Below are 24,996 nucleotides of genomic sequence, written 5' to 3' on the forward strand. Positions count from 1 at the left end.
GAGGAGAAACACATGTTCACGCACCTGACGGTGGGCGCCAACGACGTCGAGGCGTCGCGCAAATTCTATGATGCGGTTCTGCCGACGCTGGGCCTTCCGGCCTCGGTCGGACCGGATCCCAAGGGCCGCTACTGGTGGCGCACGGACAAGGGCGCCTTCGCCATCGGCAAGCCGATCGACGGCGAGCCTGCCTGTCACGCCAACGGCGGCACCATCGGCTTCGCGGCCAGGGATGCGGCGATGGTGAAAGCTTTCCACGACGCCGGCGTCGCGGCCGGCGGCACGTCCATCGAGGATCCGCCCGGCGAGCGCAACGGAACCTTCGGCACGCTCAACCTGGCCTATCTGCGCGATCCGTCGGGCAACAAGATCTGCGCCGTGCATCGCGTCGGCTGATGGAAACGACCAGGACCCACGTCGTCCATGGCGGGACGCTGCGCTATCTGAAGCACGACAGCGTGTCGACCGGCACGCCCATGACCCTGTCGGTCTTCGTCCCGCCCGGGACCGGGCCCTTCCCGGTGCTGATCTGGCTGTCCGGCCTGACCTGCACCGAGGACAATTTCACCACCAAGGCGGGGGCCTATCGCGCGGCGGCGGAGCACGGGGTGATCATCGTCGCGCCCGACACCTCGCCGCGCGGGCCGGATCTGAAGGGCAGGGCGGTCGCCGATGATGCGGCCTATGATCTGGGTCAGGGCGCCGGCTTCTATGTCGATGCGACGGAGAAGCCCTGGACGCCGCATTTCCGCATGGAGACCTATGTCGTCGAGGAGTTGATCGCCCTGATCGACGCCGAATTCCCGACCACAAAGACCCGCTCGATCAGCGGCCATTCCATGGGCGGCCACGGCGCGCTGACGCTCGCCCTGCGTCGTCCCGAACTGTTCAAATCGGTCTCCGCCTTCGCGCCGATCGCCTCGCCGACCCGCTGCGCTTGGGGCGAGAAGGCCTTCACCGCCTATCTGGGCGAGGACCGCTCCGTCTGGGACGCCCATGACGCCGCGAAACTGATCGCGGGCGGAGCAGGCCAAAACCCTGGGGGAGGGCGCGCCTTCGACGACATCCTGGTCGATCAGGGCGACGCCGACGGCTTTCTGGTGGATCAGCTGAAGCCGGAGTTGCTGGTGGAGGCCGCGAAGGCCGCGGGCCAAACCCTGACGCTCAGGATGCAACCCGGGTACGACCATTCCTATTTCTTCATGGCCAGCTTCATCGCCGACCATGTGGCCTTCCACGCCAAACGACTGAAACCCTGATGACCGACGCCGACCAACCCGACTACGCAGAGATGTTCGCCGCCCTGTGCCGCGAGCTGGGCTACTGCCTGCATGTGAAGGGCGAGAAGCGGGTGATCGCCGCCCTGCCGCAGGGGCTGGACGCTGCGGTCAAGGCCGTGCTGGAGGCTGAGGGCGCGGATTTCCTGAACACTTCGGGCTCGCTGAAGCGTCAGATCCGCGATTGCCTGAAGGCCAATCTGCCGACCGGCTGAAGCCCTAGTTGCCGCCGGGGTGCAGGCGGTCGTCGATGCGGTGATGCACCTTGCCGCGCAGCTGGCGGCGCGTGCGCAGGGCGTCGTGCAGATGATCGGCGAGGCAGAGGATCTGTTCGTCGGCCATATAGTCCGCCGCCTCGCGGACCTGCCGGCACAACTGGTCGAGCTGAGTCTCGCTCAGTCGCGGGGGATAGTAGCTCAGCGACTGTCGCACGCGGCAGTCCTCCATGGTTTCATGGCAGCCCCCCCGTCCCGAGCCATCAATGGTTGCAAGGGCGGTTCCGTTCCCGAGCAAAATAGCTAACGACTCGCAAGAGGAACGAAAACGCGTCCTTCGGCTTGGGTTCGGCGAACGGGCGGACTATCTGCTGCCTTACAACCTTGACCGCACAACCCGCCGCACGGAGCTCTCCCATGGCCTTCACCCTGCCCCCGCTGCCTTACGCCTACGACGGCCTGTCGCCGGTGATCAGCAAGGAGACGCTGGAGTTCCACCACGACAAGCACCATCAGGCCTATACCGACAACCTGAACAAGGCGCTGGACGGCCTGACCGAGGCCGAGGGCAAGTCGCTGGAAGAGATCTTCGCCGAGATGTCGAAGTACCCGAAGGCGGTGCGCAACAACGGCGGCGGTTACTGGAACCACATCTTCTACTGGGAAAGCATGGCCCCCGCCGCTGAGGCCGGCGAACCCTCGGCCGAGCTGGCCGCCGCCATCGACGCCGATCTGGGCGGCATGGACGCCTTCAAGACCGCCTTCGAACAGGCCGGTGTCACCCAGTTCGGCTCCGGCTGGGCCTGGCTGATCTTCGCCGACGGCAAGCTGAGGGTGATCAACACCCCCAATCAGGACAACTCCCTGATGGACATCAACCCGGACAAGGGCGTGCCGCTTCTGGTCAATGACGTCTGGGAACACGCGTACTATCTCGATTACCAGAACAAGCGCCCCGCTTTCCTCGGCGCCTTCTGGCCGATCGTGAACTGGAACAAGGTCAACGAACGCTTCGCCGCCGCGAAAGTGGGCTGAGGCCGAACGATTTCGAATAGAGCGCCCGCCGGTCGATCCGGCGGGCGTTTTCGTCACTGGAGGATGCGTCCATGAAGCTGATCACCACGAGTGCCGTCGCCGCCCTGATGCTGGCCGCGGTCGCCTGCACCCCGGCGGAGAACGCCAGGCGGCCCGAGGCCAAGACGGAGGCGGCGGCCGTCGTCGCGTCGGATGCGGTTTATCCGTTCAAGGTCGGCGCGCTTCAGGCCTATGCGCTGCTGGACGGCGACAACCTCGTGCCGAACGACAATTCGGTCTTCGGCGTGGGTCAGACGCCTGAGGCGGTCGCCGCGGTTCTGGCGGCCGCCGGCCAGCCGACGGATGGTCTGGCGCTGAGCATCCATCCCCTGCTGGTCAAGGATGGCGATCACACGGTCCTCATCGACGCCGGCGCGGGCGCGGCCTTTGGCGACAAGGCCGGCAAGCTGAGCTCGAGCCTGGCCGAGGCGGGCGTCGATCCTGCCTCGATCACCGACGTCCTGATCTCCCACGGCCACCCCGATCACGTTGGCGGTCTGGTCACGGCAGACGGCGCCCTGACCTATCCGAACGCCACGATCCGCATGTCGCAGGCCGAATGGGCTTCGCTGCAGGCCAATCCGGAGATGGCGGTCCTTGTTCAGGCCATTGCGCCCAGGGTCCAGGCCTTCGCCCCCGGCGCGGTCGTCGCGCCCGGCATCACCGCCATCGCCCTGACCGGCCATACGCCCGGTCATACGCTGTACGAGATCGCTTCGGATGGTCAGAAGCTGCTCTACGCCGGCGACACGGCCCATCATTTCGCCGTCTCATTGGCCCATCCGGAATGGGCCATGGGCTATGACGGCGACAAGGTCGCGGGGGCAGCCCAACGTCAGGCCGAACTCGCGGCCCTCGCCGCCTCGGGCGAGCGCGTTTACGTTCATCATTTCCCATTCCCCGGGATCGGGCGGGTTCAGAAGGCCGCTGAAGGCTATATCTGGGTTCCGGAGAACTGAGACCTGAGACCAAGGTTATACGGCGAGAGGGTAAAACAATCTTTGGTTGTGAGATCAGTATTCACCAGTATTCCGGTGCCCGGTAACGGTCATACGGGGGCGGTTTATTAACCAGCGACGGCTAGGGTGGCGTACCCCGAAACAGCTCTCCCCGGCCGTTGATGCGTATTCTTTCCTGTCTGGTTCAGGATCATAACCTTCTGCTCGTCCTGCTGGCGGCGGCGATCTGTGTCGTCGGCGCATGGACCAGCATCCGGTTGTTCAACCGCATTCGCAGCCGCCTGGACGGCCAAAAGACGGCCTGGCTCTTCCTCGGCGCCGTGGCCGCCGGGGCCACCATCTGGTGCACCCATTTCGTCGCGATGCTGGCCTATCAGCCGGGTGTGGCGGTGACCTATGCCCCCGTCCTGACCGGCATCTCCCTTCTGGTGGCCATGATCGGTTGCGGCCTCGCCATGGGCGTCGGCGCTGTGAACCACCGACTGGCTCCGGCCGTCGGCGGCGCCATCTTCGGCGCGGCGGTGGCGACCATGCACTATACCGGCATGGCGGCCTTCGCGGTCGATGCCCTGGTCGTCTGGTCGGCCCCCTATGTCATCGCCTCCCTGATCGCGGCCCTTGGCCTCGGCGCGCTGAGCTTCCACCTCGCGGCCCGCGAGGACACGGTGAAGACCCATCTGATCGGCGCCGGCGTCATGGTCCTGGCCATCGTCGCCCTGCATTTCACCGGCATGGGGGCGATGGAGATCTTCCCCTTCGCCCCGCGCGACATGGCCACCACCGCCGACGACGCCTCGGCGATCATGGCACTGGGCGTGGCCGGCGTGGCCTTCCTGGTGCTGGGAATCAGCGTCGCCAGCCATATGATCGACGCCCAGATGAGCGCCCAGTCGCGCTCGCGCCTGCATGACCTGATGGAGGGCTCGGTCGACGGCATGGTGGTCACGCGCGACGGCCTGGTGATCGCCGCCAACTCGGCCTTCCTGGGCCTGTCGGGCTTCGATCTGGACGCCCTGATCGACCAGCCGGTCGAGCGCTTCATCGAGGGCGCCGAGGCCATGACCGAAGGTTCGCTGATCCAGTGCCAGCTGGCCTCGCGGGACGAAGGTCATGTGCCGGTCGAGGTCGCCATTCGCAACGAGACCGGCGTCGGCGGCCATGCGGTGATCTTCGCGGTGCGCGACCTGCGCGCCCGGCTGGCGCAGGAGCGCCGCATCAGCCATCTGGCCCGCAATGACAGCCTGACCGGCCTGCCCAACCGCACCTCCTTCCTGGAGCGTCTGGAACGCGGCGTCGCGACCCTGAAGACCGGCGAGAGCCTGGCCCTGCTGGCCATCGACCTGAACCGCTTCAAGGAAGTCAACGACCTCTATGGCCACGCCGCAGGCGACCGGTTGCTGGTCCATGTCGCCGACCAGATGCGCTCGGTCCTTCTGGACGGCGAATTCGTCGCCCGTCAGGGCGGAGACGAGTTCGTGGTCATCGTGCCCGACGTGGACCGTGACGGCGCCTTCCGTGCCGCCGAGCGCCTGCGCGCGGCCATCGTCGTTTCGACCGAGATCGATCGCGCCGAGGTGTCGTGCGGGGCCGCCATCGGCATCGCCCTGTATCCGCAGGACGCGACCGAGCCCTCCAATCTGATCAATGACGCCGATCTGGCCATGTACCGGGCCAAGGGTTCGCTGACCCAGTCGATCTGCTTCTACGAAGAGGCGATGGACGAGGCGGTCCGCACGCGTCGCCGCCTGACGCAGGGCCTGCGTGAGGCGTTGGATCACGACCAGTTCGAGCTGCACTATCAGGTCCAGGGCTCGCTCGAGACCGGCAAGGTCACCGGTTATGAGGTGCTGCTGCGCTGGCGCCAGCCCGACGGCTCCTTCATCTCGCCCGACCAGTTCATTCCGCTGGCCGAGGAGACCGGCCTGATCCTGCCGATCGGCGAATGGGTGCTGCGCCACGCCTGCCGCCAGGCCGCGACCTGGAGCGAGCCGCACAAGATCGCCGTCAATCTGTCGCCGATCCAGCTGGCCCACGTCGACCTGCCGCGTCTGGTCCACCAGATCCTGATCGAGACCGGCCTCAAACCGTCGCGTCTGGAGCTGGAGATCACCGAGACGGCGATGATCAGCGACCTGGACCGCACCACCCACATCCTGCGCCAGCTGAAGCTGCTGGGCGTCTCGGTGGCCATGGACGATTTCGGCACCGGCTATTCGTCGCTGTCGACCCTGCGCGCCTTCCCGTTCGACAAGATCAAGCTGGACCGGTCCTTCATGTCCGAGTTGGACGGCAGCCCGCAGTCCAAGGCCATCATCCGCGCCGTCCTGGCCCTGGGCGAAAGCCTGGCCATTCCGGTCCTGGCCGAGGGCGTGGAGACCATGGACCAGCTGACCTTCCTGCGCGAACAGGGCTGCGGCGAGGTCCAGGGCTATCTGCTGGGCCGGCCCAAGCCCGAGGCCGAACACGTTGGAACGCCCGAGGCTATCCTGTCGAACGAGGCCGATTCCGGGGACCAGCGTCGGGTCGCCTGACCTCGCCAAAGTCCATACGGACATTGACTCCACGGAGGCGGGCCGTCATAAGCCCGCCTTTCCCGCATTCGGCCTCACGGTCGAAGGCGCGAAAACACTACGGACGATGCGTGGACCGCCGTTGAGATCGCACTCCCACTTTCGGGGATGCCGGGCCGCATCAAGTTGAAGAGAATAGAATGTCCAAGCGCCACAGCGCCAAGTACAAAATCGACCGCGCCATGGGTGAAAACCTGTGGGGCCGCGCCAAGAGCCCGGTCAACAAGCGTTCGTACGGCCCCGGCCAGCACGGCCAGCGCCGCAAGTCCAAGGTCTCCGACTTCGGCCTGCAACTGAAGGCCAAGCAGAAGCTCAAGGGCTACTACGGCAACCTGACCGAAAAGCAGTTCCGCAAGACCTATGACGAGGCTGCTCGCCGCAAGGGCAACACCTCGGAAAACCTGATCGGTCTGCTGGAAGCCCGTCTGGACGCGATCGTCTATCGCGCCAAGTTCGTCCCGACCGTCTGGGCCGCCCGTCAGTTCGTCAACCACGGCCACGTCACGGTCAACGGCAAGAAGGTGAACATCGCCTCCTACCGCGTGAAGCCGGACGACGTCGTCGCCGTCAAGGAAGCCTCGCGCAACATGGCTCTGGTGCTTGAAGCCCAGCAGTCGTCGGAACGCGATATCCCCGACTACATCGAACAGGGCGACCGCGGCTTCTCGGTCCGCTTCGTCCGTCAACCCGAACTGGCCGACGTGCCGTTCGCGGTGAAGATGGAGCCGAACCTGGTCGTCGAATACTACGCGTCCTAAGTTCGATCCGTTCGAAAATGGAAAGGGCCCCGGAGCGATCCGGGGCCCTTTTTCTTTGGCCCGCCGGTCGCCCGCATGGCCGGAGGAATGAAGATGACCGAGATAGTTCTGGTCACCCCCGCGGCCGCACATCTGGACAGCTATGTCCAGGCGCTGGAGACGGGCTGGTCGCCCGACAGCACGCGGGGCAAGGAAGCGGCGGACCAGCAGCTGGCGCTGATCCGGTCGAACCCTGTGGCCTTCCTCGCCTCGCTCGACGATCCTGAAGCGCGCGGCGCACCCGTCGAACTGCCGGACGGCAGCGCCGTCCCGCGTTTGCCCGGCGTCGTGCGCTGGATGTGGGATGGCGGCTTCTGCGGAATGATCGGCTTTCGCTGGCAGGCGGGGACGGCGGAACTGCCGCCCTACTGCCTGGGCCACATCGGCTATAATGTCGTGCCGTGGAAACGCGGGCAGGGGCATGCCACGCGGGCCCTGTCGCTGATGCTGGATCAGGCGCGGGGTATGGGGATGCCCTGGGTCGAACTGACTACCACGCCCGACAACGCCTCTTCGCGGCATGTGATTGAAGTCAACGGCGGGCGGCTGATCGAGCGGTTCCAGAAGCTGCCGGCCTATGGCGGCGGCGAGGCCTTGCGGTTCCGGATCGATCTTTAGGCTCGCGCATTGATCTCGGGCAGGAGAGATCGATGTTCGATTGGGACGCCCCAACACGCCACAAACATCCGGGTACGCGAAGGGCCTTCGCGGCCTATGCCGTCATGGCCGGCTTCTCGCTCCTGATCTGGATCGGCGTGACCGCCCTTCTCACCTAGAGCGCCGGCTGCGGTCCGTATTCCCAGTCGTAGGGCACGCCTGTCTCGCCGAGGATGAAGCGGACCAGGGTCGGGAAGGCGGCTTCGGACCGTACGTCATTCGACAGGATCAGGACGCAGCGGCGGCTCTGTTCGACGCAAACCCAGGTATTGCCGGTCGAGTCATTGTGCCCGCCCTTGAAGAAGCCCGGGCCCTGAGGTCCCGTGAAGGTGACCACGCCGAGGCCGGCGGACAGACCGGCATGCTGCTCGGCCGGCGGCAGTTCGTCCTGAAACGGCGGAAACTGGGTCGCGGTCCGGATCGGCAGTTGGGGGCGAACCAGTTCGGCCGCCGACGCCGGGCTCAGGCCGTCACGACGGACATAGGCGGCCACGAATTTCGCCAGATCGGCGATGGTCGTATCCATCGACCCGGCGGCGCGCGGTTTGGAGCGTTCGTCATGGGGCTCGACCGAGCCGTCAGCCTCCCAGCCGTCGGCGAGATTGGCGGCGAAGTCGGGCCGCCACATCATCCCGGTCATAGGCATGTCGAAGCGGTCGAAGACCCGGCGCTGCATCTCGGCGCCGATGTCGAGGCCGAGGCCCTGCTCGAGCACGAACTGCAGCAGGATCAGGCCGTCGCCGGAATAGGCGTAGCGCGTTCCCGGATCGTAATGGATCTTCAGCCTTCCATCCGGCTCCAGGAAGCCGAAGTTTGAAAAGCCTGCCGAATGGGTGAGCAGGATGCGCGGGGTGATGGTTCGCCAGCGCGGATCGTCGGCCAGGCCGCGATAGTCGGCATAGCGGTCGGCGAGATCCTCGCTCCAGTACTCGGGCAGGGGTTTGGGCAGATATTCCGCGATGGGGGTGTCGAGGTCGATCTTCCCCTCGTCGACCAGCGACATCACCGTCCAGGCGAAGACAGCCTTGGTCAGGGAGGCGCCGTACATGACAGTGTCTGTCTGGAGCGGGTCGCCCTTGGCGTTACGGTCGCCCCAGGCTTTCACCAGGGTCACCTGACCCTCGTCGATGATCGCCAGCGCCAACCCTTCGGAATGGGTCGCGGTCATCAGCCGCTGGACCTCGGCGTCGACAGCGGCGGGCGAGGGAAGGGGACTGGTCTGGGCCAGAACCGGGGCCGCCATGGCCAGCAGGCCGAGCGTGGCGGCGGCTGTCAGGGACTTGATCGACGACGTCATGCTCAACATGGGGGCAGCTCGCCTTTTCGGATGCTTTCAGATGCGAATTGAGCGCATAATGCGGCTCTGGCTGTTGAGGGTAAGGGGCATGGCGCCCGTCCGCGCATTAATTCTTTGTGGGGTTTCGGTCCTCGCCCTGACCGCCCTGTCGGGGTGCGCTTCCGTGGGGTCGCGCCTCGGGTTGGGACAGGCCGCCAAGGCCGATCTGCCGCCGCCCATGCCGGGCGTGCTGGAGCCGATCCACGCCGCCGCCCTGCTCAACAACACCGCCGTCTTCTGGGTCAGCTCCAACGGCTGCACCAAGAAGGACGACCTGCAGCCGTTCGTCTCCTTCCACGGCGACGCCTCGGTCATCACCCTGCGCCGCATTTCCGAGGACCGCTGCACCACCCCCGAGGACGAGGGGGTGGAGATCAAATGGTCGTTCGAAGAGCTGGGGCTCAAGCCCGGGGCGCGGGTGTCGGTCAACAACCCCTACCAGCTGCCCCAGACCTAGACCTTCCGAATCTAGGCCTTTGCGTGCACCCGGCCGTAGCCCGGCCAGGTGCTGTCGGTCGCCCGCGCATACTGGTCCGGCAGGCCCTCGGGCTGGCCCAGGGCCGAGGCCGCGTGGTGCGGCCAGTTCGGATCGTCGAGCACCGCGCGCGCGATCGCCACGGCATCGGCCTGACCTGAAGCGACGATCTGCTCGGCCTGTTCGGCGTCATAGATCATGCCCACGGCGATGACGTTAGCCTCAGGAAGGGCGGCTTTCACCGCCTCGGCGAAGGGCAGCTGATAGCCGGGCTGGTCGCCGGGGATCTTGGCCGTCGCGACATTGCCGCCGCTGGTGAGGTGCAGATAGTCGTAGCCCAGGTCATGCAGGGCCCGGCTGAAGGCGATCGCCTCATCCACAGTGATGCCGCCCTCGGTCCAGTCCGAGCCGTTCAGGCGGGCGCCGAGGGCCTTGTCGCGGGGCCAGGCGTCGCGCAGGGCCGCAGCGACCCGCAGGGGGAAGCGCATGCGGTTTTCCAGCGAGCCGCCGTAGTCGTCCGTCCGGTGGTTCGACAGCGACGACAGGAACTGGGTCAGCAGATAGCCGTGGGCGGCGTGCAGCTCGACGAGGTCGAAGCCGGCGCGCAGGGCCCGCCCAGCGGCCTGGACGAAGCCGTTGATGACGCGCTGCATCCCCGCTTCGTCCAGCGCTTCGGGCGTATGCCAGTCGTCGCGGAAGGGCTCGGCGGAGGCGGAAAAGGTCTGCCAGGCCTTGTCGGCGCCGGCCGGGCCGCCGCGTTCGATCCACGGCGGATTGGTCGAGGCCTTGCGCCCGGCATGGGCCAGCTGGATGCCGATCGGGGTGTCGGAATAGGTGCGGATATCCCGGATCAGGGTCGCGAAGGCGGCCTCCTGTTCGTCGTTCCACAGACCGGTGTCGGCCCAGGAGATGCGTCCGGCTGCCTCGACGCCCGTGGCCTCCACGATCACCAGAGACGCACCCGACAGGGCCAGCTTGCCCAGGTGCTGGGCGTGCCAGGGCTGGGGCACGCCGTCGACGGCCGAGTACTGGCACATCGGGGCGATGACGATGCGGTTCTTCAGCGTCAGGGGGCCGACGGCGAGGGGCGAAAACAGCTGGCTCATGAAAGGCGTCCGTGGGGAGGAGGCTCAGTAGCTATGCCGGTTACGGATAGGATCAAGGGGGACGCGTCAGGGTGGAAAAGCCTTTCCGATTATTCACGTGTGTTTTGAACGCTGTCGGGTGATCAAGCGTCACAAGCTTCAGTCCAAGGGGATCACACCAATGCTTCGTCTCGCCCTCGCCATCGCCATCGCCGCCCCCCTTCTGTCGGGCTGCATCATCATCGCCACCGACAAGCCGACCACCCGCGTCGTCCAGACCGCTCCGGCCGAAGGCCAGTAATGCGCGCCGTGAAAGGCCTGCTTCTGGCGGCGGCGATTACGCCGCTGCTGGGCGCCTGCGTCATTTATGACAGCGGCGGCGAGGATAAGGTTTCGGTCCGCGTCGGGTCGCACACCACCACCGCCTGGAGCGACGATGCGGAGGTGCTGCGTGCCGTCCGTTTCGATCCGGGCGCCCTGGTCGTCCGCGCCGATTCCAACGGCTGCACCGAGGCCTCGTCCTTCGCGGTCGAGGTGTCTGAAGGCGACGGCCCGACCCGGCTGACGCTCACGCGCCGCACGCCGGACGTCTGCAAGGCTCTCGTGCCCGAAGGCGTCGAACTGCGCTGGACCTATGAAGAACTGGGCCTTCAGCCCGGCGCGTCGGTCAGCGTGACCAACCCGGTCCGCCTGCCCTAAAGGCCGGAAAAAGGGGCGGGCGCCGCCGCGTCCGCCCTTCTCGGCCCGCCCCCGAAGGCGCTAGAAGACGGCATGTCCTCCGCCCTGCCTGATGCGCCCCTTCCCGATGCGAGCCGCAACTGGGTCGACGCCCATGCGCCGGAGGCTCTGAAGCCCTGGCTGAAGCTGGGCCGCTTCGATCGTCCCATCGGCATCTGGCTTCTGCTCCTGCCCGGCTGGCAGGGGATCGCCCTGGCCCACGCCCGCTACGGCGAGACGCCCGGTCTGTATGCGCTCTGGCTGTTCATCGGCTTCGGCATCGGCGCCTGTCTGATGCGGGCGGCGGGCTGCGCCTTCAACGACATCGTCGACCGCGACATCGACGCGAAGGTCTCTCGCACGGCGCTGCGTCCCATTCCGTCGGGCCGGATCTCGGTGAAACAGGCCTGGGCCTTCGTGATCGGCTGCAGCCTGATCAGCCTGCTCATCCTCCTGACCTTGAACCTGCCCGCCATCCTGCTGGGCGTCGGCTCGCTGGCGCTGGTGGCGGCCTATCCCTTCATGAAACGGATCACCTGGTGGCCCCAGGCCTGGCTGGGCCTGACCTTCAACTGGGGTGCGCTGATGGGCTTTGCCGCCGCCGTGACGGTCGCGGCCGTGGGCTTCCTCGCCAAGGCGGCGCCGGCGGCCGGGATCGGCGCCGGTGACGAACTGATGATCGACTGGGGCTTTCGCGACGCCCTGCCGGCCCTGTGCCTCTACGCCGGGGGCGTGTTCTGGACCCTGGGCTATGACACCATCTACGCGCTTCAGGACATCGAGGACGACGCCATGGTCGGGGTGAAGTCCTCGGCGCGGCGGCTGGGTTCGGCGGCCGGACGCGGCGTGGCGATCTTCTATGGCTTGACCGTTGCGGGGGCGCTGGCGGCGGGCTGGGCGGGCGGCCTGGGCCCGCTGTTCTACGCCGCCGTCCTGATCTACGCCGGCCATCTGGTCTGGCAGGTCCGCAGCCTTCGCCTCGACAACGCCACGCTTGCGCTCAAACTGTTCAAGTCGAACCGGGAAGCCGGTTTCATCCTGCTGGGCGCCATCGCGCTTGGCGCCGTCCACTTCGCCTGAGGAGCCCTTTCGCATGACCTCCGCCCGGATGATGAAGGCCCTGCTGCTTACGGCCGCGGTCGCCGCGACCTTCTCGGCCTGCAATCGCGACAAGGACAAACCCGCAGCGCCGGCGCCGGCTCCGGCGGCCACTGTCGCCGAGACCCCTGCCGCGGCGGGCGCCCCGTTCGGCTACAAGTCCGAGACCCCTTACGCCACGGTCGAACTGAAACTGCCCGAGGCGGTGAAGACCCAGCCCGATCTGCACGTCCGGCTCTATGCGGAATCGGTCAAGGACCTGAAGGCCTTCGTCGAGGGCGCCCAGGCCGACCGCACCGAGGCCGGGGGCGACCAGGGCATGCCCGCCTATGAATCCCTGATCACCTTCGACACCCCGGTCGAGACCGGCAAGCTCTTCAGCCTGGCTCGCTCGGACTATGAGTTCACCGGCGGCGCCCACGGCAATACGGCCTATACCGGCGTCCTGTGGGACAAGGCGATGAAGCGGCCGGTGGCGGCCTCGGGCCTGCTCAAGCCGGGCGTGCCGCTTTCGGCTCTCGACAGCCTGCTGTGCGCCGCCGTCAACGCCGAGAAGCGCAAGCGCGACCCGCAGGCCGAGACCGTCAGCCTGAACCCGAAGGACGCCTCGGGCTGGAGCTGCCCGCACGCCGCCAACACCCCGGTGGTCCTGGCCCCGAGCACCGAACCGGGCAAGGCCGGCGGTCTGGTCTTCCTCGTCGGCCCCTATCAGGTCGGCCCCTATGCCGAAGGCTCCTATGAGGTCCCGGTGCCCCAGGCCGCGATCCGCAGCCTGCTGGCCCCCGCCTATGCCGACGAATTCGCCGGCGCGCCGCTGATGCCGAAGAGCTAGGCTACTTCAGGAAGTCATCGACTAACGCGTCGAAGCGGGCGGGCTGGTCGGCCATGATGAAGTGGCGGCTGCCGTCCACCCGGATCAGCTTCACCCCCGGCAGGGCGGCGTATTCGTGCGTCCACAGGCCGTCGGCCATGGCGGCAGGGGCGCCGCCGTCGGCGTCGGAGGCATAGAGGGCAGTGACGGGCGTGGTCATGGCGGCGAGCCCTGCGCGGGCGTCGGTGGTCATGACGTCCTTCAGGGCGGCGGCCAGGGCGTGGCGGTCGCTGGCCATGGACCAGTCGACGACGAGGGCGCGTGTGGCGGGGTCGCGGACGAGGCCGGCGGCCGTCTGGGCCTGCTGGGTGCGGAAGGTGGCCTCGTCGGCGGACAGGATGCCGGTGGCGGCCTGATCGGCGAAGGGGCGAGCCTGTCCGGCGGTGACCTGCGGTCCGTACATGGCGCTGAAGAAGGGCAGGGAGTCGACGCTCATCAGCCGTCCGACCAGCTCGGGATGGGCCTGGGCCAGCAGCAGGCCCGACAGGCCGCCCATGGAATGGCCGATGACGGCGGGGCGGTCGAGACCGGCGGAGCGGATATAGCGGGCCAGTTCCTCGACCTCCGGCGCGACGAAGGCGCCGTCGCCATGGCTCCAGGGTTCGCCCGCGAAGCCCGCCAGTTGGACCAGGTGGACGCGGTGGGTCGCCGCCAGCCGCATCGCCAGCGGCCGCCACACCTCGCGCGAGGAGGCGAGGCCGGGGATCAGGATGACGTCGGGGCCGGAGCCGATCACCTCGACCGACAGCCGGTCGGAGGTGAAGGCGGCGGCCTGAGCCGCAGCGGCGGGCTCGGCGGCGAGCGCATGGCCGACGGCGATCCCGCTGCCGATGATGGCGGCGGCCGCCGAGGCGAGGACGAGGGCGCGCAGGCTCACGCCCCCGCGATGACGCAGGAAGAACATGTCAGTCTCCTTGGTTGGGTTGGTTCGCCGGCCTCAGCCGTGCGGGTTTTCGAAGATGTCCTCGACCGGCCGGGCGAACAGGACGGCGATCCGGTAGGCGAGGTCGAGGGAAGGGTCGTGCTTCTCGGTCTCCAGAGCGTTGACGGCCTGACGCGAGACCCCCAGCGCCTGACCCAGCTGTTCCTGGGTCCAGCCGCGCTCGACGCGGAGCAGTTTCAGCCGGTTCTTCATTTGGAGGTCCGGATGAAGGGCGAGCTGACGCCCCAGAAGAACCAGAACAGCGGATAGATCAGCCAGGCCGGCAGATGATAGGCGCCCGCATAGCTCTCGCCGAAGCCCCAGATGCTGGCCACCGCCATGGCGAGGCCGGAGGCGATGATGAACTGCTTCGCAGTCAGGGCGCGCACGAACTCGTCAGACTCGCGGATCAGGCTCAGCGTGGCCCAGATCTGGCCGACCATGGGTGCGGCAACGACGAAGGCCAGAACCCAGGCGGCTGGCTTGCCGTGGATTTCATCAAACGCGCCGAAGATGGCGAGGGTGTTGACCACCACATAGGGGATCATGAAGGCCATGGTCCGGATGAAATAGCGCCGACCGGCTGGAGTGCCGTTTTTCCACGTGAGCAGCATGACGCGTTCTCCTGACTTGATGTCAGGTGAACATGACACGGCGTTAGTGTAAGGTCAACGTGACTTTTCGTCAGGCTCGCCTGACGTTCAGAACGGCCCGTTCGACACCACCCGCTCGTCGATCGTGGCGCGCAGGGCGGCGATGCGGCGGTCGTAGGCGCGGCGCAGGCAGGGGACGTCGGCGGCGCAGCGGCCGCGCGCGGCCAGCCACTGGGCCTGTTCGCGCCGGATGGCGTCGCGCGAGCCCATGGGGACCAGCTTCAGGATCAGGCCGTAGAGGACCGACAGTTCGACGTCGCGGTCCTCCAGCACCCGGTTGCCACAGATGGCGCGCTCGTCGGGCGCGCGGGCCCGGGCGCAGTCGAAGCTGGCGGCGCGGGCGATCGAGGCGAGGGGCGTGACGCCCTGCCCGACAAGCAGAAGTCCGGCGAGAGCGAGGGTGGAAACGATCAGGCGAAGTGGGCGCATATCCGGTCTCCGATGACGGAATGTCCGCACGCTAGTCCCGCTGTCTTCGCGGCGCTATCCTGAACCCATGTCAGCCGCACCCCGCGTCTCGCCGTCCGATCTGTTCACGCCCGAGGAGTGGGCGCCGTTCCAGTCGCGCTCGGTCTGGAAGGGGCCGCTGCTGGTCGCCCACGCCTGGGGCGTCATCGCCCTGGCCGTCGTGGGGGGGGTGGTGTGGCCGGTGCTGATCCCGGTCTGCGTGATGATCATCGGCACGCGCCAGCTGGGTCTGGCCATCCTGATGCATGAGGCGGCGCACGGGGCGCTGGCGAAGAACCTCAAGCTCAACGACTGGCTGGGGCATTGGCTGTGCGCCGTGCCGATCGGGGCGTCCCTGACCGCCTACCGGCCCTATCATCTGTCGCACCACCGCTTCGCCCAGCAGCCTGAGGATCCGGACCTGATGCTGTCGGCGCCGTTTCCGGTCACGCCCGCCTCCCTTCGCCGCAAGATGTTTCGCGACCTGACCGGCCAGACCTTCTTCAAGCAGCGGGTGCTGCTGCCCATCGCCATGGCGCGGAAGGCGAAGGCCGAGGCGGGAACTCACGATTACGATTCCATCGTCACGGGCCGGTCGGTGCTGCCCTTCCTGTTGTTCAATCTGGCGATGCTGGCCGGCTTCGTCGCCGCAGGGGTCTGGTGGGTCTGGTTCGCCCTGTGGCTGCTGCCGATGGCGACCTGGTTTCCGCTGGTGACGCGTCTGCGAAACATCGCCGAACACGCCTGCGTGGAGGGTTCGGCGACCGACCCCTACCGCGCCGCTCGCACCACCCGCGCGAGCTGGTGGGAGCGCGCCTTCATCGCCCCCTACTGGGTCAATTTCCACGCCGAGCATCATCTGTTCATGCACGTCCCCTGCTGGAGCCTGCCGCGCCTGCACCGCGAGATCGGCCAGCGTCCGCAAGCCGAGGGAATGGAGGTGGCGCCGGGCTATCTGGCAGTCCTCAGGCAGGCGGCGTCGCGCGAGGCGGTGGGTTGAGGACCGCCAGTGTCGTCTGCGGGCTGTGGCTGCTGGCTTCCGCCCCGGTCGCTGCCCAGTCGAACCGCACCGTCGCCCTGACCTTTGATGACCTGCCCTATGCCGGAGAGGTGGCGAACGGTTCCGGAATGAGCTCGGCCGAGGTCGCGGGCCTGAACGCGAAACTGCTCGACGGCCTGCGCGCGCACCAGGCGCCGGCGATGGGCTTCGTCGTCGAGAAGACGCTGCAGGCGCTCGACGCGGATGACCGCGACGCCGTCCTCGGCCTCTGGACGGGAGACGGGTTCGAGCTGGGCAACCACACCTGGAGTCACGCCGATTCCAACCGGCTGACCCTCGATGAGGTCGAGGCCGAGGTCGTTCGGGGAGAGGCCTTTATCCGGCCAGCGATGGCGGAAGCCGGAAAGCCGCTTCGCTATCTGCGCATGCCCATGAACCACACCGGCGACACCGCCGAAAAACGCGAGGGCATCGAGGCCCTGGCGGCGCGTCATGGCTACGCGCTCGCGACCTCGACCATCGACACCTCCGACTATGTGTTCGAGGCCGCCTATCAGCGCGCTCTGGGTCAGGCGGATTCGGCCTGCGCCGCCCGCATCGCCGATGCCTATGTCGCCTTCAGCGCTGTGGAGATCGACTACTACGCCGGTCTGAACGCCCGGGTTCTGGGACGGGCGCCGGCCGAGGTGGCCCTGCTTCACGTCAACCAGATCAACGTCGATACGCTCGAGCGACTGCTGGGTCTGTATGCCGCGCGCGGATACCGGTTTGTCTCCTTGAGCGAGGCGCAGAGCGATCCCGCCTATGGCCGGCCGGCGACCTACGCGACCCGGTTCGGACCGATGTGGGGCTATCGCTGGGCGCGGGAGCTGGGCGTCCGCGTCAACGGGGCCGAGGAGGCGGAACCCCCGGCCTGGATCGTGACCTATGGCGAAACGGCCGGTGCGCCGTGCTCGGCCCCTGCGACCTGAGCGACGATCCTCAGGCCGCCGTTCGCTCCTCTGCCCGCAGCGTCAGCACCCGCACCCCGTCCTTCGTCACCGCGACCGTGTGTTCGAACTGGGCGGAGAGTTTTCCGTCGGTGGTGACCACGGTCCAGCCGTCGTCTTCGGTACGGACCGTGCGGCGGCCCTGATTGAGCATGGGCTCGATGGTGAAGACCATGCCTTCGCGCAGGGTCATGCCGTGGCCGGGCCGGCCGAAATGCAGGACCTGCGGCGCCTCATGCATCTCGCGCCCGATGCCGTGTCCGCAGAAGTCGCGTACGACCGAATAGCCGTGGCGTTTGGCGTGCTGTTCGATGGCGAAGCCGATGTCGCCCAGCGTCGCGCCCGGCCTCACCGCCCGGATGCCCTTCCACATGGCGTCATAGGTGGCCTTGACCAGTTTGCGCGCGGGCCCCGCGACATTCCCGATCAGATAGGTCTTGGAGGAATCGGCGATGAAGCCGTGCTTCTCGAGCGTGATGTCGAAATTGACGATGTCGCCGTCCTTCAGAATCTCGTCGGGCGAGGGCACGCCGTGGCAGACGACCGCGTTGCGCGAACTGTTCAGGGCGAAGGCGAAACCGTACTGGCCCTTGGAGGCAGGCCGGGCGCGCAGCTTGTCGACGATGAAGGTCTCGACCAGATCGTTGACCTGAAGCGTGCTCATCCCCGCCAGCGGCTGCTCATCGAGGTAGGCGAAGACGGAGGCCAGCAGGGCGCCCGCCTCGGCCATCAGCTCGACCTCGGCCGGGGTCTTGGTCATGCGGCCTGATCCACCCGTTCGACGCCCGCCGCCTTCAGCTCGCGCGCGACCAGCTCCTGAAAGGTCAGGCCGGGGTTCAGCTCGCACAGCATGCCGATCTTGATCCAGAAGGCGGCCTGGCCGTTGGTCGAGCGGCAGGCGGCCTTCGCGGCGCGGCGCAACTGCTCGTGCAGCTCATCCTCGATGTTGACGATGCCCATGGGGTGTCTCTGACTATACGATATGTATGTGTTTCATATAGGCGACGACCGCGGGCGGCAAGGGGCGAGCAAGATGACAGGGGGTTAAGTGGACTGCGCCGAAGCTGTGCTCTAGGCGTCGAATACCGCCAAAGGAGCCGCCCATGACCCAACCGAGGACGTCCGTCCTGCTGCTCGGGGCGGTGCTGTTGCCCGTCCTCTATTTCGGGGTCCAGATCGCGCTTTGGCCGACCTTCCCGGGCTATAGTCCGCTGACTGATGCAGCGAGCTTGCTGGGCTCGGACAAGTCCCCTTACGCCGCCGTGTTCAATGCGGTCGCCTTCCTTTGCGGCGCTTGCGGACTGGCGGGGGCGGTAGGTCTGTTCGGGGCCTTGCGGGCCGAGCGGTGCCCGCTGATCCTCAACATCCTGATCGTTCTCGCCGTGGCGATCGCCGCCGCGGGCTGCATCTGGGCGGGCCTGTTTCCGCTGCCGGACCCTCGCCACCGGATCAATCCGACAGGACCGGCCCTGCTGGCCGTGCCGCTGTTGCTGAGCCTCGCTTCCTTCATGGTTCGCAAGCTCAAGCCCTGGCGGACCGTCTTCATCGGCGCCCTGCTGATGCTGGTCGTCATGGTGTTGATCATGGCCGGCGTCATTCCGGTCGACCGGGCGGCCTACGGCGGTCTGGTCCAGCGGTTCATCGCCCTGGCCGGTCTCGGACCGATCGGCGTGGCCGGCTTTGCCCTGTGGCGCCGCGCTTGACCCGCATCACCGATCCCGAGGCCTTCATCCTGGCCAACACCCGGCTGCAGGCCGTGCCGCATACGCCGGAGATTTCCCTGTGGCTGGCCGACGAGATCACGCCGATCTGGCGGATGACGGAGGAGGAGCTGGGCGAGATCGGCCTGCCGCCGCCGTTCTGGGCCTTCGCCTGGTCGGGCGGGCAGGGGCTGGCGCGCTGGATCCTCGACAACCCGGATGAGGTCGCGGGCAAGCGGGTGGTCGATTTCGCGACCGGCTCGGGGCTGGTCGGGGTGGCGGCGATGAAGGCGGGCGCGGCCGAGGTCCTGTGCGCCGACATCGACCCCTTCTGCGGCGCGGCGGTGAGGTTGAACGCCCAGGCCAACGGGGTCGCCCTGAACTTCACCGACGTCGATCTGCTGGATGGACTGCCGCCCGAGGCCGACGTCATCTGCGCTGGCGACGTCTGCTACGAAAAGCCGATGACGGAGCGGGTCCTGGCGTGGCTGGCGAAAGCAAGGGCCAACGGGACGCGCGTCCTGATCGGCGACCCGCACCGGACCTATTTCCCGAAGGAGGGGCTGGAGTTTCTGGCCGAATACCGGGTGCCGACGACGCGCGAGCTCGAGGATTTCGAGATCAAACGCTCCAGCGTCTGGGCCATGCCCTGATGTGAGGCGATGAACGGCCGCGCCCATTCGAGGCGCGGCCGAAACTCATCAGGCGGCGAGCGAGACCGAGGTCGTGCTGGTCGCGCTGTCGGTCGCCGTATTGGCGTTGGCCGCATAGGCGGCCAGTTGCTTCTCGAACAGGGCCTTGATCCCCGCCGTCAGTTCGTCCGAGGCCAGTGAGCCGTCGCCGTTCGCGTCGAGCGACGAGAAGGCGCTGGTCAGGCTGGTGTCGTCGCTGTCCTTGCCGAGGATCGTATTGATCTCGCTCAGGCTCAGCGATCCGGTGTCGTCCGTATCGGCGGCGGACAGCAGGGTGGAAGCCGTGTCCGAAGCCGAGGCGGATTGACCGGGAGGCGGTCCGGGGGGCGGTCCGCCCGGAGGCGGGCCCTTGGCCTTGAAGCCCGCGTCCAGCTCGGTCGAGGTGATCTGGCCGTCGCCGTCCGTATCGACCGCGTTGAAGGCTTCCGTCAGGCTTGAGGTATCGGCGCTGAGCGAGGCCGCCAGCTCTTCCAGGCTCACCGTGCCGTCGCCGTTGGTGTCGGCGGCGTCGATGACCTCGGACGAGAAGCTGGAGCTGGAAGAGCCGGAGCTCTCCTGGGCGCCCAGCAGGGACGACATTGTGTCAGCGCTGAAACCTCCGCCGTTCATCGAGGCGGGGGGAGGGCCCGGAGGCGGGCCCGACGGCGGGGAACTTCCGCCGCTTTCCGAGGCGAAGCCGGGCAAGGTTTGCCCGGTCGACCCGGTGGAACTCGTCTGGAACAGGTCGCGCAGGGCCTGGAGGGCCATGCTCGAACTCGCCGCAGACGATGAGGATATCTGCATCTTCGGCTCCTTGAGAGGAAACGCCGGTGTCCCGGAGCCCTCTCAGGCCCCGTCCCGGCGCCCGGGAGGCCTGCAAAAATCCGACCGCGATCGCGGCGAAATTATTGAAAAGATTGAGATGTTTCAGCTCTGAAATATCGGGCGCAGATCTGTGCCTGAAACCGGCCCCAGGTCTTGCCGAAAGATGAAGATCAGGCGGCTGCGCCGGCGGCGGGGGAGGTCCCGTCCTCGTCCGTCAGATCCGGCGAGAAGTGGATGTGGCGGTCCGGATTGGGATCGACGTCCAGCTTGTGCGGCTCCAGATCGGCGTCGGCGGGGCGGCCGGTCCCGCGCGTCTTCTCCAGCGCCTGATCGCGGCCGTAGCCGGGGTCGGAGGGGGTCATGGCGGTCATCGGCGTTCTCGCAAAGGCGTGGTCGTTCGTCGCAGACGGTAACCCCCTCGCGGCCCGGGCGTTCCGGTCACGCTTGGTGACGGATGGAAACGCGCCCATGTTCGCGGCATGAAGACATTCGCCCTGACCACTGTCGCGTTGGCCCTCTCTGTCTCGTCCGCCGGGGCTCAGGTCAGGCCGTGGGCGCCGCTGGGGACGTCCGGGCTGGAGACCCAGCGCTATCTGATCGAACGCCAGCGTCAGCAAGCCGAGGCCAGCGAGACCCTGGCCCGGCAGCAATCGCTACAGACGCGACTGACCCTGATGGAGCTGCAGGCCCGGCGCATCCCCTCGCCGACGTTGGACGCTCCCACCCCCGCCCTGAGGTCGCCCGAACAGGAACGGGCCGCGCGCGAGGCGGCGACCGCCCGGCGTCAGGCGACGGCCCAGGGTGTCGGCCAGATCGACAGCTGGCTGGATCGCCAACCGCATTAGGGCGTTCGATCCCGGCGCTTTCCTCACGCGAGGGTCGGCGCTAGCGTGAACGAAGCTCCGGGAGGGATCGGCGATGCGGTGGCAAGGCGGACGTGAAGGCGGCAACGTCGAGGATCGGCGCGGCATGGGGGGCGGCGCTCTGACCGGCGGCGGCATCGGCGTCGCGGTTCTGGGGTTGATCGGTTATCTGGTCTTCGGCATCGACCCCTCCACGACCCAGCAGGTCGCGGGCGCGCTGGGCGCGGGCGGTCAGGCCGAGCAGCAGGGGCAGGTCGGCACCCCGACCGATGAGGCCGGCAAGTTCGTCGATGTGATCGGCACCAATATCGACGACGTCTGGAAGTCCCGCATTCGCGGCTACGATTCCCCGACGGTGGTCCTGTACGAACAGGGCACCCCGACCGGCTGCGGTTTCGGCCAGTCGGCGATGGGCCCCTTCTACTGTCCGTCCGACAACAAGGTCTATCTGGACCTCGGCTTCTGGCAGGAGATGGAGACCCAGCTGGGCGCCTCGGGCGCCGAGTTCGCCCGCGCCTATGTCCTGGCCCATGAATACGGCCACCACGTCCAGAACCTGCTCGGGACCTCGGACCGGGTCCAGGCCCAGGAGCAGCGCGCCGGCGGCGGGGCCGCGGCCAACCGCTATTCGGTGGCTCTGGAGCTTCAGGCTGACTGCTACGCCGGGGTCTGGGCCAAGAACGCCGCCGGCGCCTCCAGCGGCCAGGTCGCCGTCGACGGCGCCGATCTGGAAGAGGGGCTGAAGACCGCCAGCGCCATCGGCGACGACACCCTGCAACGCCGCGCAGGCCGCGAGGTCGCGCCCGACAGCTTCACCCACGGCTCCTCGGCCCAGCGGGTCCAGTGGCTGAGGCGCGGTTATGAAAGCGGCGATCCGTCGTCGTGCGACACCTTCACCGGCCTGCCCGGGATGAGCTGAGCCTCAGGTTCGGGCCTTAGTGCCCGGCCAGTTCCCCGGTGCGCGCGTTGTAGCATTCGCAGGCCAGCCGCTCGAGCGCGGCCCGATCGACGATGGTGATCCTGCCGCGGGAGTAGGTGATGGCCCCGGCCTTTTGCAGGGTCTGGGCCGCTTCGTTCACGGTGGTGCGCTGGGCGCCCAGCATGCTGCCCAGATATTCCTGGGTCAGATGCAGGGTGTCGCCGTCGATCCGGTCGTGGCAGCGCAACAACCATTTGGCGAAACGTTGATCTGCGCGGTGCAGGGCGTTGCAGGCGCCGGACTGTTCCAGTTCCGCCTGCAGGCCGGAGGCGTAGCCGGCGATCACAGCGCGTAGCCCGCGGCGTTCATTCATCAGCTCACGGAGCTTGGCCACCTCGATCCGGCGGGACTGGCCATCGGCCTGGGCGACATGACGGGAATAGCTGCGGATCGGCTCGGGGCCCGTCGCCGAAGGGTGGGTCACGCCCTCCCGGCCGACCATGAACACCTCGACAGTGCGACCGTCCTCCATCGCAGCGACCGCGGAAATGATGCCGCTGTTCAGGAAATGGACGTGCTCGATCTGGTCGCCCGCTTCGAGGAAGACGTGCCCCACCTTGAAATCGAAAGGAACCGAGACGGCCAGCAAGGCCTCCCGATCCTCCGGTTGCATGTCCAGAATGAGTGAATTGCGCAGCGTTGCGATAAGCATTGTCGCCGGATAGGGGAAAGCGGCGCGCGCCGTCCGTCGGAAACCGACTTTCGGTCGCACTCAAATACGCTGGCCCTAACGCGGCGAAACGATCAGCGTTCTGTCAGGTTCCGTACAAAAGGGCGCCCGCGCCTATTTCGCCAGACGGTCCTGACATTTGTCGGCGGCGAAGACGACGTCGGGGTCTGGCTTGTGGACCTTGGCGCCGGGCCGGTCGATAGCGTGCAGGATATGACGCAGGATGTTGATCCGGGCCGTCTTCTTGTCGTCGGTGGCGATGACGGTCCAGGGCGCGTGACCGGAATCGGTCTCTTCCAGCATCCGGTCGCGGGCGGCGCTATAGGCGTCCCAGCGGGCCTGGGCCTCGCCGTCGAGAGAGGAGACCTTGAACTTCTTCAGCGGATCCTCGATCCGCTCCTCAAGCCGTTTGGCCTGCTCTTCTTTCGAGATGTCGAGCCACAGTTTGATGATCAGAGTCCCCGCATCGGCCAGCAGCCGCTCGAAACGAGGCGCGTCCTTCAGGAACTGTTCGTGCTGCTGCGGCGTGCAGAAGCCCATCACCGGCTCGACGCCGCCGCGATTGTACCAGGAGCGGTTGAGGATCACGATCTCGCCCGCCGCCGGCAGGTGGCTGACATAGCGCTGGAAATACCACTGGCCGGTCTCGCGCTCGGTCGGCTTGGGCAGGGCGACGACCCGGGTCTGTCGCGGCGAGGCGAACTCGGTGATCCGCTTGATCGCCCCGTCCTTGCCCGCGCTGTCGCGACCCTCGAAGACGATCAGGATCTTGAGCCCCTTCTCGATGGCCCAGGCCTGGGTGTCGACCAGTTCGATCTGCAGCTTTTCGAGATCGCGCTCGTAATCGTCTTTCTTGCTCATCCTTCGAGAGTGGGCTCGGCCGGCTGCGACCGCAAGCGGGGTCGCGCTTCTGTTGCGGTTCTGGTTCAGTGTGTCGCGACGCCATCGGAGACCGCTGCATGACCCCGATCGACCGCCGCGCCCTGATGACCGGGGCGCTTGCCGTCTCCGGCCTGAGCGCGACCGCCGCCTTCTCCCAGGACCTGACCATTCGTCCCGCCGGTTCGGCTGCGACCGGGCCGGACGCCGCGCTGGACATGGCCGCCGCCCTCGTCGGAGGGCCGCCCGCCATCGCCGCCGGGATCGTCACACGCGAGGGGCTGGAATGGTCGGGCGTGCGCGGGGTGCGTCAGGCGGGCGGAACGGACAAGGCGACCCTGGATGACCGCTGGCACCTGGGCTCGAACACCAAGGCCATGACCGCCGCCGTCTTCGCCCGGCTGGTCGATCAGGGGCGGGTGAAGTGGGCCATGCCGCTGGCCGAGGCCTTCCCGGGCGCGACCCTCGATCCCGCCTTCGCCGACGTCACCCTCGACGACCTGATGCGGCACAAGGCCGGACTGACCGATACGGCCATGGCCTCGCCAAACGTCGCCCGCGCCGATCCCCGCCCCGTCATGGAACAACGGGCCGCGCTGGTGGACAGCGCCCTGTCGCGTCCGCCCACGGGGATGAAGGGCGCCTTCGCCTATGCCAACATCAACTATGTGCTGGTCGGCGCGGCCATCGAGCGGATCAGCGGCAAGCCGTGGGAAGAGATGATGGGCTCGGAGATCTTCCAGCCTCTGGGCCTGACTACCGCCGGCTTCGGCGCGCCGACGACCAATGCGAAGGGCGGCGCCAATGCCTGGGGCCATTATGTCGCGCCGGACGGAACGAAGACGCCGGTCGATCCCGCCGGAGTGTCGGACAATCCCGCCCTCTACGGCCCCGCCGCGACGGCTCAAATGACCCTGGCCGACTATGCGACCTGGATCCGCGCCCTGATCGGCGGGGAGCCCGAGGGCTGGCTGAGGCCCGAGCGCATCGGGGTCCTGACCACCCCGCTTCCGGGCGACACCTATGCCATGGGCTGGATCGCACGGCCTGAGGCCTGGGCCGGGGACACAGTCACCATCGCTCACGAAGGCTCCAACACCCTGTGGCACGCCATCGCGGTGGCCGCGCCGGCGAAGGGGCTGGGCTTCATCGTCCTGTCCAACGGCGGAATTCAGGGCCGTTCCACCAGCGTGCCCTTGATCCAGAGACTGATCCGGGAACGGACAGCGACCGCATAAGTGTTAACGCAGACGTGCGACCGGACGGC

34 protein-coding genes are annotated in these 24,996 nt (G+C 67.4%); 21 read left to right on the forward strand and 13 right to left on the reverse strand.

What is annotated here, in order from left to right; all coding sequences use genetic code 11:
* Positions 1 to 12 precede the first annotated feature (12 nt).
* Genes AC1ROD_RS13890 through AC1ROD_RS13900 form a run of 3 tightly spaced genes read left to right on the forward strand, consistent with a single transcriptional unit; the run spans position 13 to position 1,492 of the window.
* Positions 13 to 396 carry a VOC family protein gene (locus AC1ROD_RS13890; RefSeq protein WP_492948859.1) on the forward strand — a complete coding sequence of 128 codons (384 nt, stop codon included), beginning with the start codon at positions 13 to 15 and terminating at the stop codon, positions 394 to 396.
* Positions 396 to 1,259 carry an S-formylglutathione hydrolase gene (gene fghA, locus AC1ROD_RS13895; protein ID WP_492948860.1) on the forward strand — a complete coding sequence of 288 codons (864 nt, stop codon included), beginning with the start codon at positions 396 to 398 and terminating at the stop codon, positions 1,257 to 1,259. The genes AC1ROD_RS13890 and fghA overlap by 1 nt, the downstream gene beginning before the upstream one ends.
* Positions 1,259 to 1,492 carry a hypothetical protein gene (locus tag AC1ROD_RS13900; protein WP_492948861.1) on the forward strand — a complete coding sequence of 78 codons (234 nt, stop codon included), beginning with the start codon at positions 1,259 to 1,261 and terminating at the stop codon, positions 1,490 to 1,492. Before fghA ends, AC1ROD_RS13900 begins: the two co-directional genes overlap by 1 nt.
* Positions 1,493 to 1,496: 4 nt before the next feature.
* Here AC1ROD_RS13900 and AC1ROD_RS13905 read toward each other — a convergent pair whose 3' ends face one another.
* A complete protein-coding gene (locus AC1ROD_RS13905) occupies positions 1,497 to 1,709 on the reverse strand; it encodes a hypothetical protein (RefSeq protein ID WP_492948862.1) in 213 nt (70 codons plus the stop codon).
* Between the two features lie 200 nt (positions 1,710 to 1,909).
* Between AC1ROD_RS13905 and AC1ROD_RS13910 the strand changes: the two genes are divergently transcribed.
* The 6 genes from AC1ROD_RS13910 to AC1ROD_RS13935 all read left to right on the forward strand — a co-directional run bounded on the left by AC1ROD_RS13910 (position 1,910) and on the right by AC1ROD_RS13935 (position 7,668).
* On the forward strand, positions 1,910 to 2,527 hold the full coding sequence (locus AC1ROD_RS13910; protein WP_492948863.1) for a superoxide dismutase: 618 nt from the start codon (positions 1,910 to 1,912) through the stop codon (positions 2,525 to 2,527).
* Between the two features lie 71 nt (positions 2,528 to 2,598).
* Positions 2,599 to 3,525, forward strand: a complete 927-nt coding sequence (locus AC1ROD_RS13915; protein ID WP_492948864.1) for an MBL fold metallo-hydrolase — start codon at positions 2,599 to 2,601, stop codon at positions 3,523 to 3,525.
* A gap of 161 nt (positions 3,526 to 3,686) precedes the next feature.
* Entirely contained in the window at positions 3,687 to 6,056 is a 2,370-nt protein-coding gene (locus AC1ROD_RS13920; protein ID WP_492948865.1) for a bifunctional diguanylate cyclase/phosphodiesterase, read from the forward strand.
* 179 nt (positions 6,057 to 6,235) lie between these two features.
* Positions 6,236 to 6,853: a 30S ribosomal protein S4 gene (rpsD, locus tag AC1ROD_RS13925; protein ID WP_207870678.1), complete on the forward strand. Its 618-nt coding sequence runs from the start codon at positions 6,236 to 6,238 to the stop codon at positions 6,851 to 6,853.
* A 93-nt stretch (positions 6,854 to 6,946) separates the two neighbouring features.
* Positions 6,947 to 7,510 (forward strand): GNAT family N-acetyltransferase, encoded by a 564-nt coding sequence (locus tag AC1ROD_RS13930; protein ID WP_492948866.1) that lies wholly within the window; start codon positions 6,947 to 6,949, stop codon positions 7,508 to 7,510.
* 32 nt (positions 7,511 to 7,542) lie between these two features.
* The gene (locus AC1ROD_RS13935; protein ID WP_492948867.1) at positions 7,543 to 7,668 is read left to right on the forward strand and encodes a hypothetical protein; all 126 of its coding nucleotides are present in this window, start codon (positions 7,543 to 7,545) and stop codon (positions 7,666 to 7,668) included.
* Here AC1ROD_RS13935 and AC1ROD_RS13940 read toward each other — a convergent pair.
* Positions 7,665 to 8,855 carry a serine hydrolase domain-containing protein gene (locus tag AC1ROD_RS13940; RefSeq protein WP_492948868.1) on the reverse strand — a complete coding sequence of 397 codons (1,191 nt, stop codon included), beginning with the start codon at positions 8,853 to 8,855 and terminating at the stop codon, positions 7,665 to 7,667. The two genes, AC1ROD_RS13935 and AC1ROD_RS13940, sit on opposite strands and share 4 nt — an antisense overlap.
* 79 nt (positions 8,856 to 8,934) lie before the next feature.
* Between AC1ROD_RS13940 and AC1ROD_RS13945 the strand changes: the two genes are divergently transcribed.
* A complete protein-coding gene (locus AC1ROD_RS13945) occupies positions 8,935 to 9,342 on the forward strand; it encodes a hypothetical protein (RefSeq protein WP_492948869.1) in 408 nt (135 codons plus the stop codon).
* A gap of 11 nt (positions 9,343 to 9,353) precedes the next feature.
* On the opposite strand, the gene AC1ROD_RS13950 is transcribed toward AC1ROD_RS13945, so the two are convergent.
* Complete coding sequence (locus AC1ROD_RS13950) at positions 9,354 to 10,466, reverse strand: NADH:flavin oxidoreductase/NADH oxidase (RefSeq protein ID WP_492948870.1); 1,113 nt, start codon at positions 10,464 to 10,466, stop codon at positions 9,354 to 9,356.
* 279 nt (positions 10,467 to 10,745) lie between these two features.
* On the opposite strand from AC1ROD_RS13950, the gene AC1ROD_RS13955 reads away from it, so the two are divergent.
* From AC1ROD_RS13955 to AC1ROD_RS13965, 3 genes are all read left to right on the forward strand, one after another.
* Positions 10,746 to 11,144: a hypothetical protein gene (locus AC1ROD_RS13955; protein ID WP_492948871.1), complete on the forward strand. Its 399-nt coding sequence runs from the start codon at positions 10,746 to 10,748 to the stop codon at positions 11,142 to 11,144.
* 72 nt (positions 11,145 to 11,216) lie between these two features.
* Complete coding sequence (locus tag AC1ROD_RS13960; RefSeq protein WP_492948872.1) at positions 11,217 to 12,242, forward strand: UbiA family prenyltransferase; 1,026 nt, start codon at positions 11,217 to 11,219, stop codon at positions 12,240 to 12,242.
* A 13-nt stretch (positions 12,243 to 12,255) separates the two neighbouring features.
* A complete protein-coding gene (locus AC1ROD_RS13965; RefSeq protein WP_492948873.1) occupies positions 12,256 to 13,092 on the forward strand; it encodes a DUF3298 and DUF4163 domain-containing protein in 837 nt (278 codons plus the stop codon).
* A gap of 1 nt (position 13,093) precedes the next feature.
* Here the strand turns inward: AC1ROD_RS13965 and AC1ROD_RS13970 are convergent, their stop codons facing one another.
* The 4 genes from AC1ROD_RS13970 to AC1ROD_RS13985 all read right to left on the reverse strand — a co-directional run bounded on the left by AC1ROD_RS13970 (position 13,094) and on the right by AC1ROD_RS13985 (position 15,135).
* Positions 13,094 to 14,035: an alpha/beta fold hydrolase gene (locus tag AC1ROD_RS13970; RefSeq protein WP_492948874.1), complete on the reverse strand. Its 942-nt coding sequence runs from the start codon at positions 14,033 to 14,035 to the stop codon at positions 13,094 to 13,096.
* Positions 14,036 to 14,068: 33 nt separating this feature from the next.
* A complete protein-coding gene (locus AC1ROD_RS13975; RefSeq protein ID WP_492033842.1) occupies positions 14,069 to 14,266 on the reverse strand; it encodes a helix-turn-helix transcriptional regulator in 198 nt (65 codons plus the stop codon).
* The gene (locus AC1ROD_RS13980; RefSeq protein WP_492948875.1) at positions 14,263 to 14,667 is read right to left on the reverse strand and encodes a hypothetical protein; all 405 of its coding nucleotides are present in this window, start codon (positions 14,665 to 14,667) and stop codon (positions 14,263 to 14,265) included. Before AC1ROD_RS13980 ends, AC1ROD_RS13975 begins: the two co-directional genes overlap by 4 nt.
* 87 nt (positions 14,668 to 14,754) lie before the next feature.
* Positions 14,755 to 15,135, reverse strand: a complete 381-nt coding sequence (locus AC1ROD_RS13985) for a lysozyme inhibitor LprI family protein (RefSeq protein WP_492948876.1) — start codon at positions 15,133 to 15,135, stop codon at positions 14,755 to 14,757.
* Positions 15,136 to 15,202: 67 nt separating this feature from the next.
* Between AC1ROD_RS13985 and AC1ROD_RS13990 the strand changes: the two genes are divergently transcribed.
* The gene (locus AC1ROD_RS13990) at positions 15,203 to 16,153 is read left to right on the forward strand and encodes a fatty acid desaturase family protein (protein WP_492948877.1); all 951 of its coding nucleotides are present in this window, start codon (positions 15,203 to 15,205) and stop codon (positions 16,151 to 16,153) included.
* Positions 16,150 to 17,124, forward strand: a complete 975-nt coding sequence (locus AC1ROD_RS13995) for a polysaccharide deacetylase family protein (protein ID WP_492948878.1) — start codon at positions 16,150 to 16,152, stop codon at positions 17,122 to 17,124. The genes AC1ROD_RS13990 and AC1ROD_RS13995 overlap by 4 nt, the downstream gene beginning before the upstream one ends.
* A gap of 10 nt (positions 17,125 to 17,134) precedes the next feature.
* Here the strand turns inward: AC1ROD_RS13995 and map are convergent, their stop codons facing one another.
* Positions 17,135 to 17,902: a type I methionyl aminopeptidase gene (gene map, locus AC1ROD_RS14000; protein ID WP_492948879.1), complete on the reverse strand. Its 768-nt coding sequence runs from the start codon at positions 17,900 to 17,902 to the stop codon at positions 17,135 to 17,137.
* Positions 17,899 to 18,102, reverse strand: coding sequence for a ParD-like family protein (locus AC1ROD_RS14005; protein ID WP_492948880.1), 204 nt, complete (start codon positions 18,100 to 18,102; stop codon positions 17,899 to 17,901). Before AC1ROD_RS14005 ends, map begins: the two co-directional genes overlap by 4 nt.
* 143 nt (positions 18,103 to 18,245) lie before the next feature.
* Between AC1ROD_RS14005 and AC1ROD_RS14010 the strand changes: the two genes are divergently transcribed.
* Complete coding sequence (locus AC1ROD_RS14010; protein ID WP_492948881.1) at positions 18,246 to 18,845, forward strand: DUF998 domain-containing protein; 600 nt, start codon at positions 18,246 to 18,248, stop codon at positions 18,843 to 18,845.
* On the forward strand, positions 18,842 to 19,495 hold the full coding sequence (locus tag AC1ROD_RS14015; protein ID WP_492948882.1) for a class I SAM-dependent methyltransferase: 654 nt from the start codon (positions 18,842 to 18,844) through the stop codon (positions 19,493 to 19,495). Before AC1ROD_RS14010 ends, AC1ROD_RS14015 begins: the two co-directional genes overlap by 4 nt.
* Positions 19,496 to 19,543: 48 nt before the next feature.
* On the opposite strand, the gene AC1ROD_RS14020 is transcribed toward AC1ROD_RS14015, so the two are convergent.
* A complete protein-coding gene (locus tag AC1ROD_RS14020; RefSeq protein ID WP_492948883.1) occupies positions 19,544 to 20,317 on the reverse strand; it encodes an EF-hand domain-containing protein in 774 nt (257 codons plus the stop codon).
* Here AC1ROD_RS14020 and AC1ROD_RS14025 point away from each other — a divergent pair.
* Positions 20,280 to 20,450 (forward strand): hypothetical protein, encoded by a 171-nt coding sequence (locus AC1ROD_RS14025; protein WP_492949080.1) that lies wholly within the window; start codon positions 20,280 to 20,282, stop codon positions 20,448 to 20,450. The two genes, AC1ROD_RS14020 and AC1ROD_RS14025, sit on opposite strands and share 38 nt — an antisense overlap.
* Before the next feature lie 58 nt (positions 20,451 to 20,508).
* Here AC1ROD_RS14025 and AC1ROD_RS14030 read toward each other — a convergent pair whose 3' ends face one another.
* A complete protein-coding gene (locus AC1ROD_RS14030) occupies positions 20,509 to 20,709 on the reverse strand; it encodes a hypothetical protein (RefSeq protein ID WP_492948884.1) in 201 nt (66 codons plus the stop codon).
* Between the two features lie 108 nt (positions 20,710 to 20,817).
* Between AC1ROD_RS14030 and AC1ROD_RS14035 the strand changes: the two genes are divergently transcribed.
* Positions 20,818 to 21,183 carry a hypothetical protein gene (locus AC1ROD_RS14035; protein WP_492948885.1) on the forward strand — a complete coding sequence of 122 codons (366 nt, stop codon included), beginning with the start codon at positions 20,818 to 20,820 and terminating at the stop codon, positions 21,181 to 21,183.
* Between the two features lie 73 nt (positions 21,184 to 21,256).
* Entirely contained in the window at positions 21,257 to 22,120 is an 864-nt protein-coding gene (gene ypfJ / locus AC1ROD_RS14040) for a KPN_02809 family neutral zinc metallopeptidase (RefSeq protein ID WP_492948886.1), read from the forward strand.
* Positions 22,121 to 22,136: 16 nt separating this feature from the next.
* Here ypfJ and AC1ROD_RS14045 read toward each other — a convergent pair whose 3' ends face one another.
* Both AC1ROD_RS14045 and ppk2 read right to left on the reverse strand, forming a co-directional pair.
* Positions 22,137 to 22,769, reverse strand: coding sequence for a Crp/Fnr family transcriptional regulator (locus AC1ROD_RS14045; RefSeq protein WP_492948887.1), 633 nt, complete (start codon positions 22,767 to 22,769; stop codon positions 22,137 to 22,139).
* Between the two features lie 195 nt (positions 22,770 to 22,964).
* Entirely contained in the window at positions 22,965 to 23,711 is a 747-nt protein-coding gene (gene ppk2 / locus AC1ROD_RS14050; protein WP_492948888.1) for a polyphosphate kinase 2, read from the reverse strand.
* Positions 23,712 to 23,809: 98 nt separating this feature from the next.
* On the opposite strand from ppk2, the gene AC1ROD_RS14055 reads away from it, so the two are divergent.
* Positions 23,810 to 24,967: a serine hydrolase domain-containing protein gene (locus tag AC1ROD_RS14055; protein ID WP_492948889.1), complete on the forward strand. Its 1,158-nt coding sequence runs from the start codon at positions 23,810 to 23,812 to the stop codon at positions 24,965 to 24,967.
* The last annotated feature ends 29 nt before the right edge of the window (positions 24,968 to 24,996 follow it).

The organism is Brevundimonas sp. GW821-FHT12E07 (assembly GCF_058807035.1).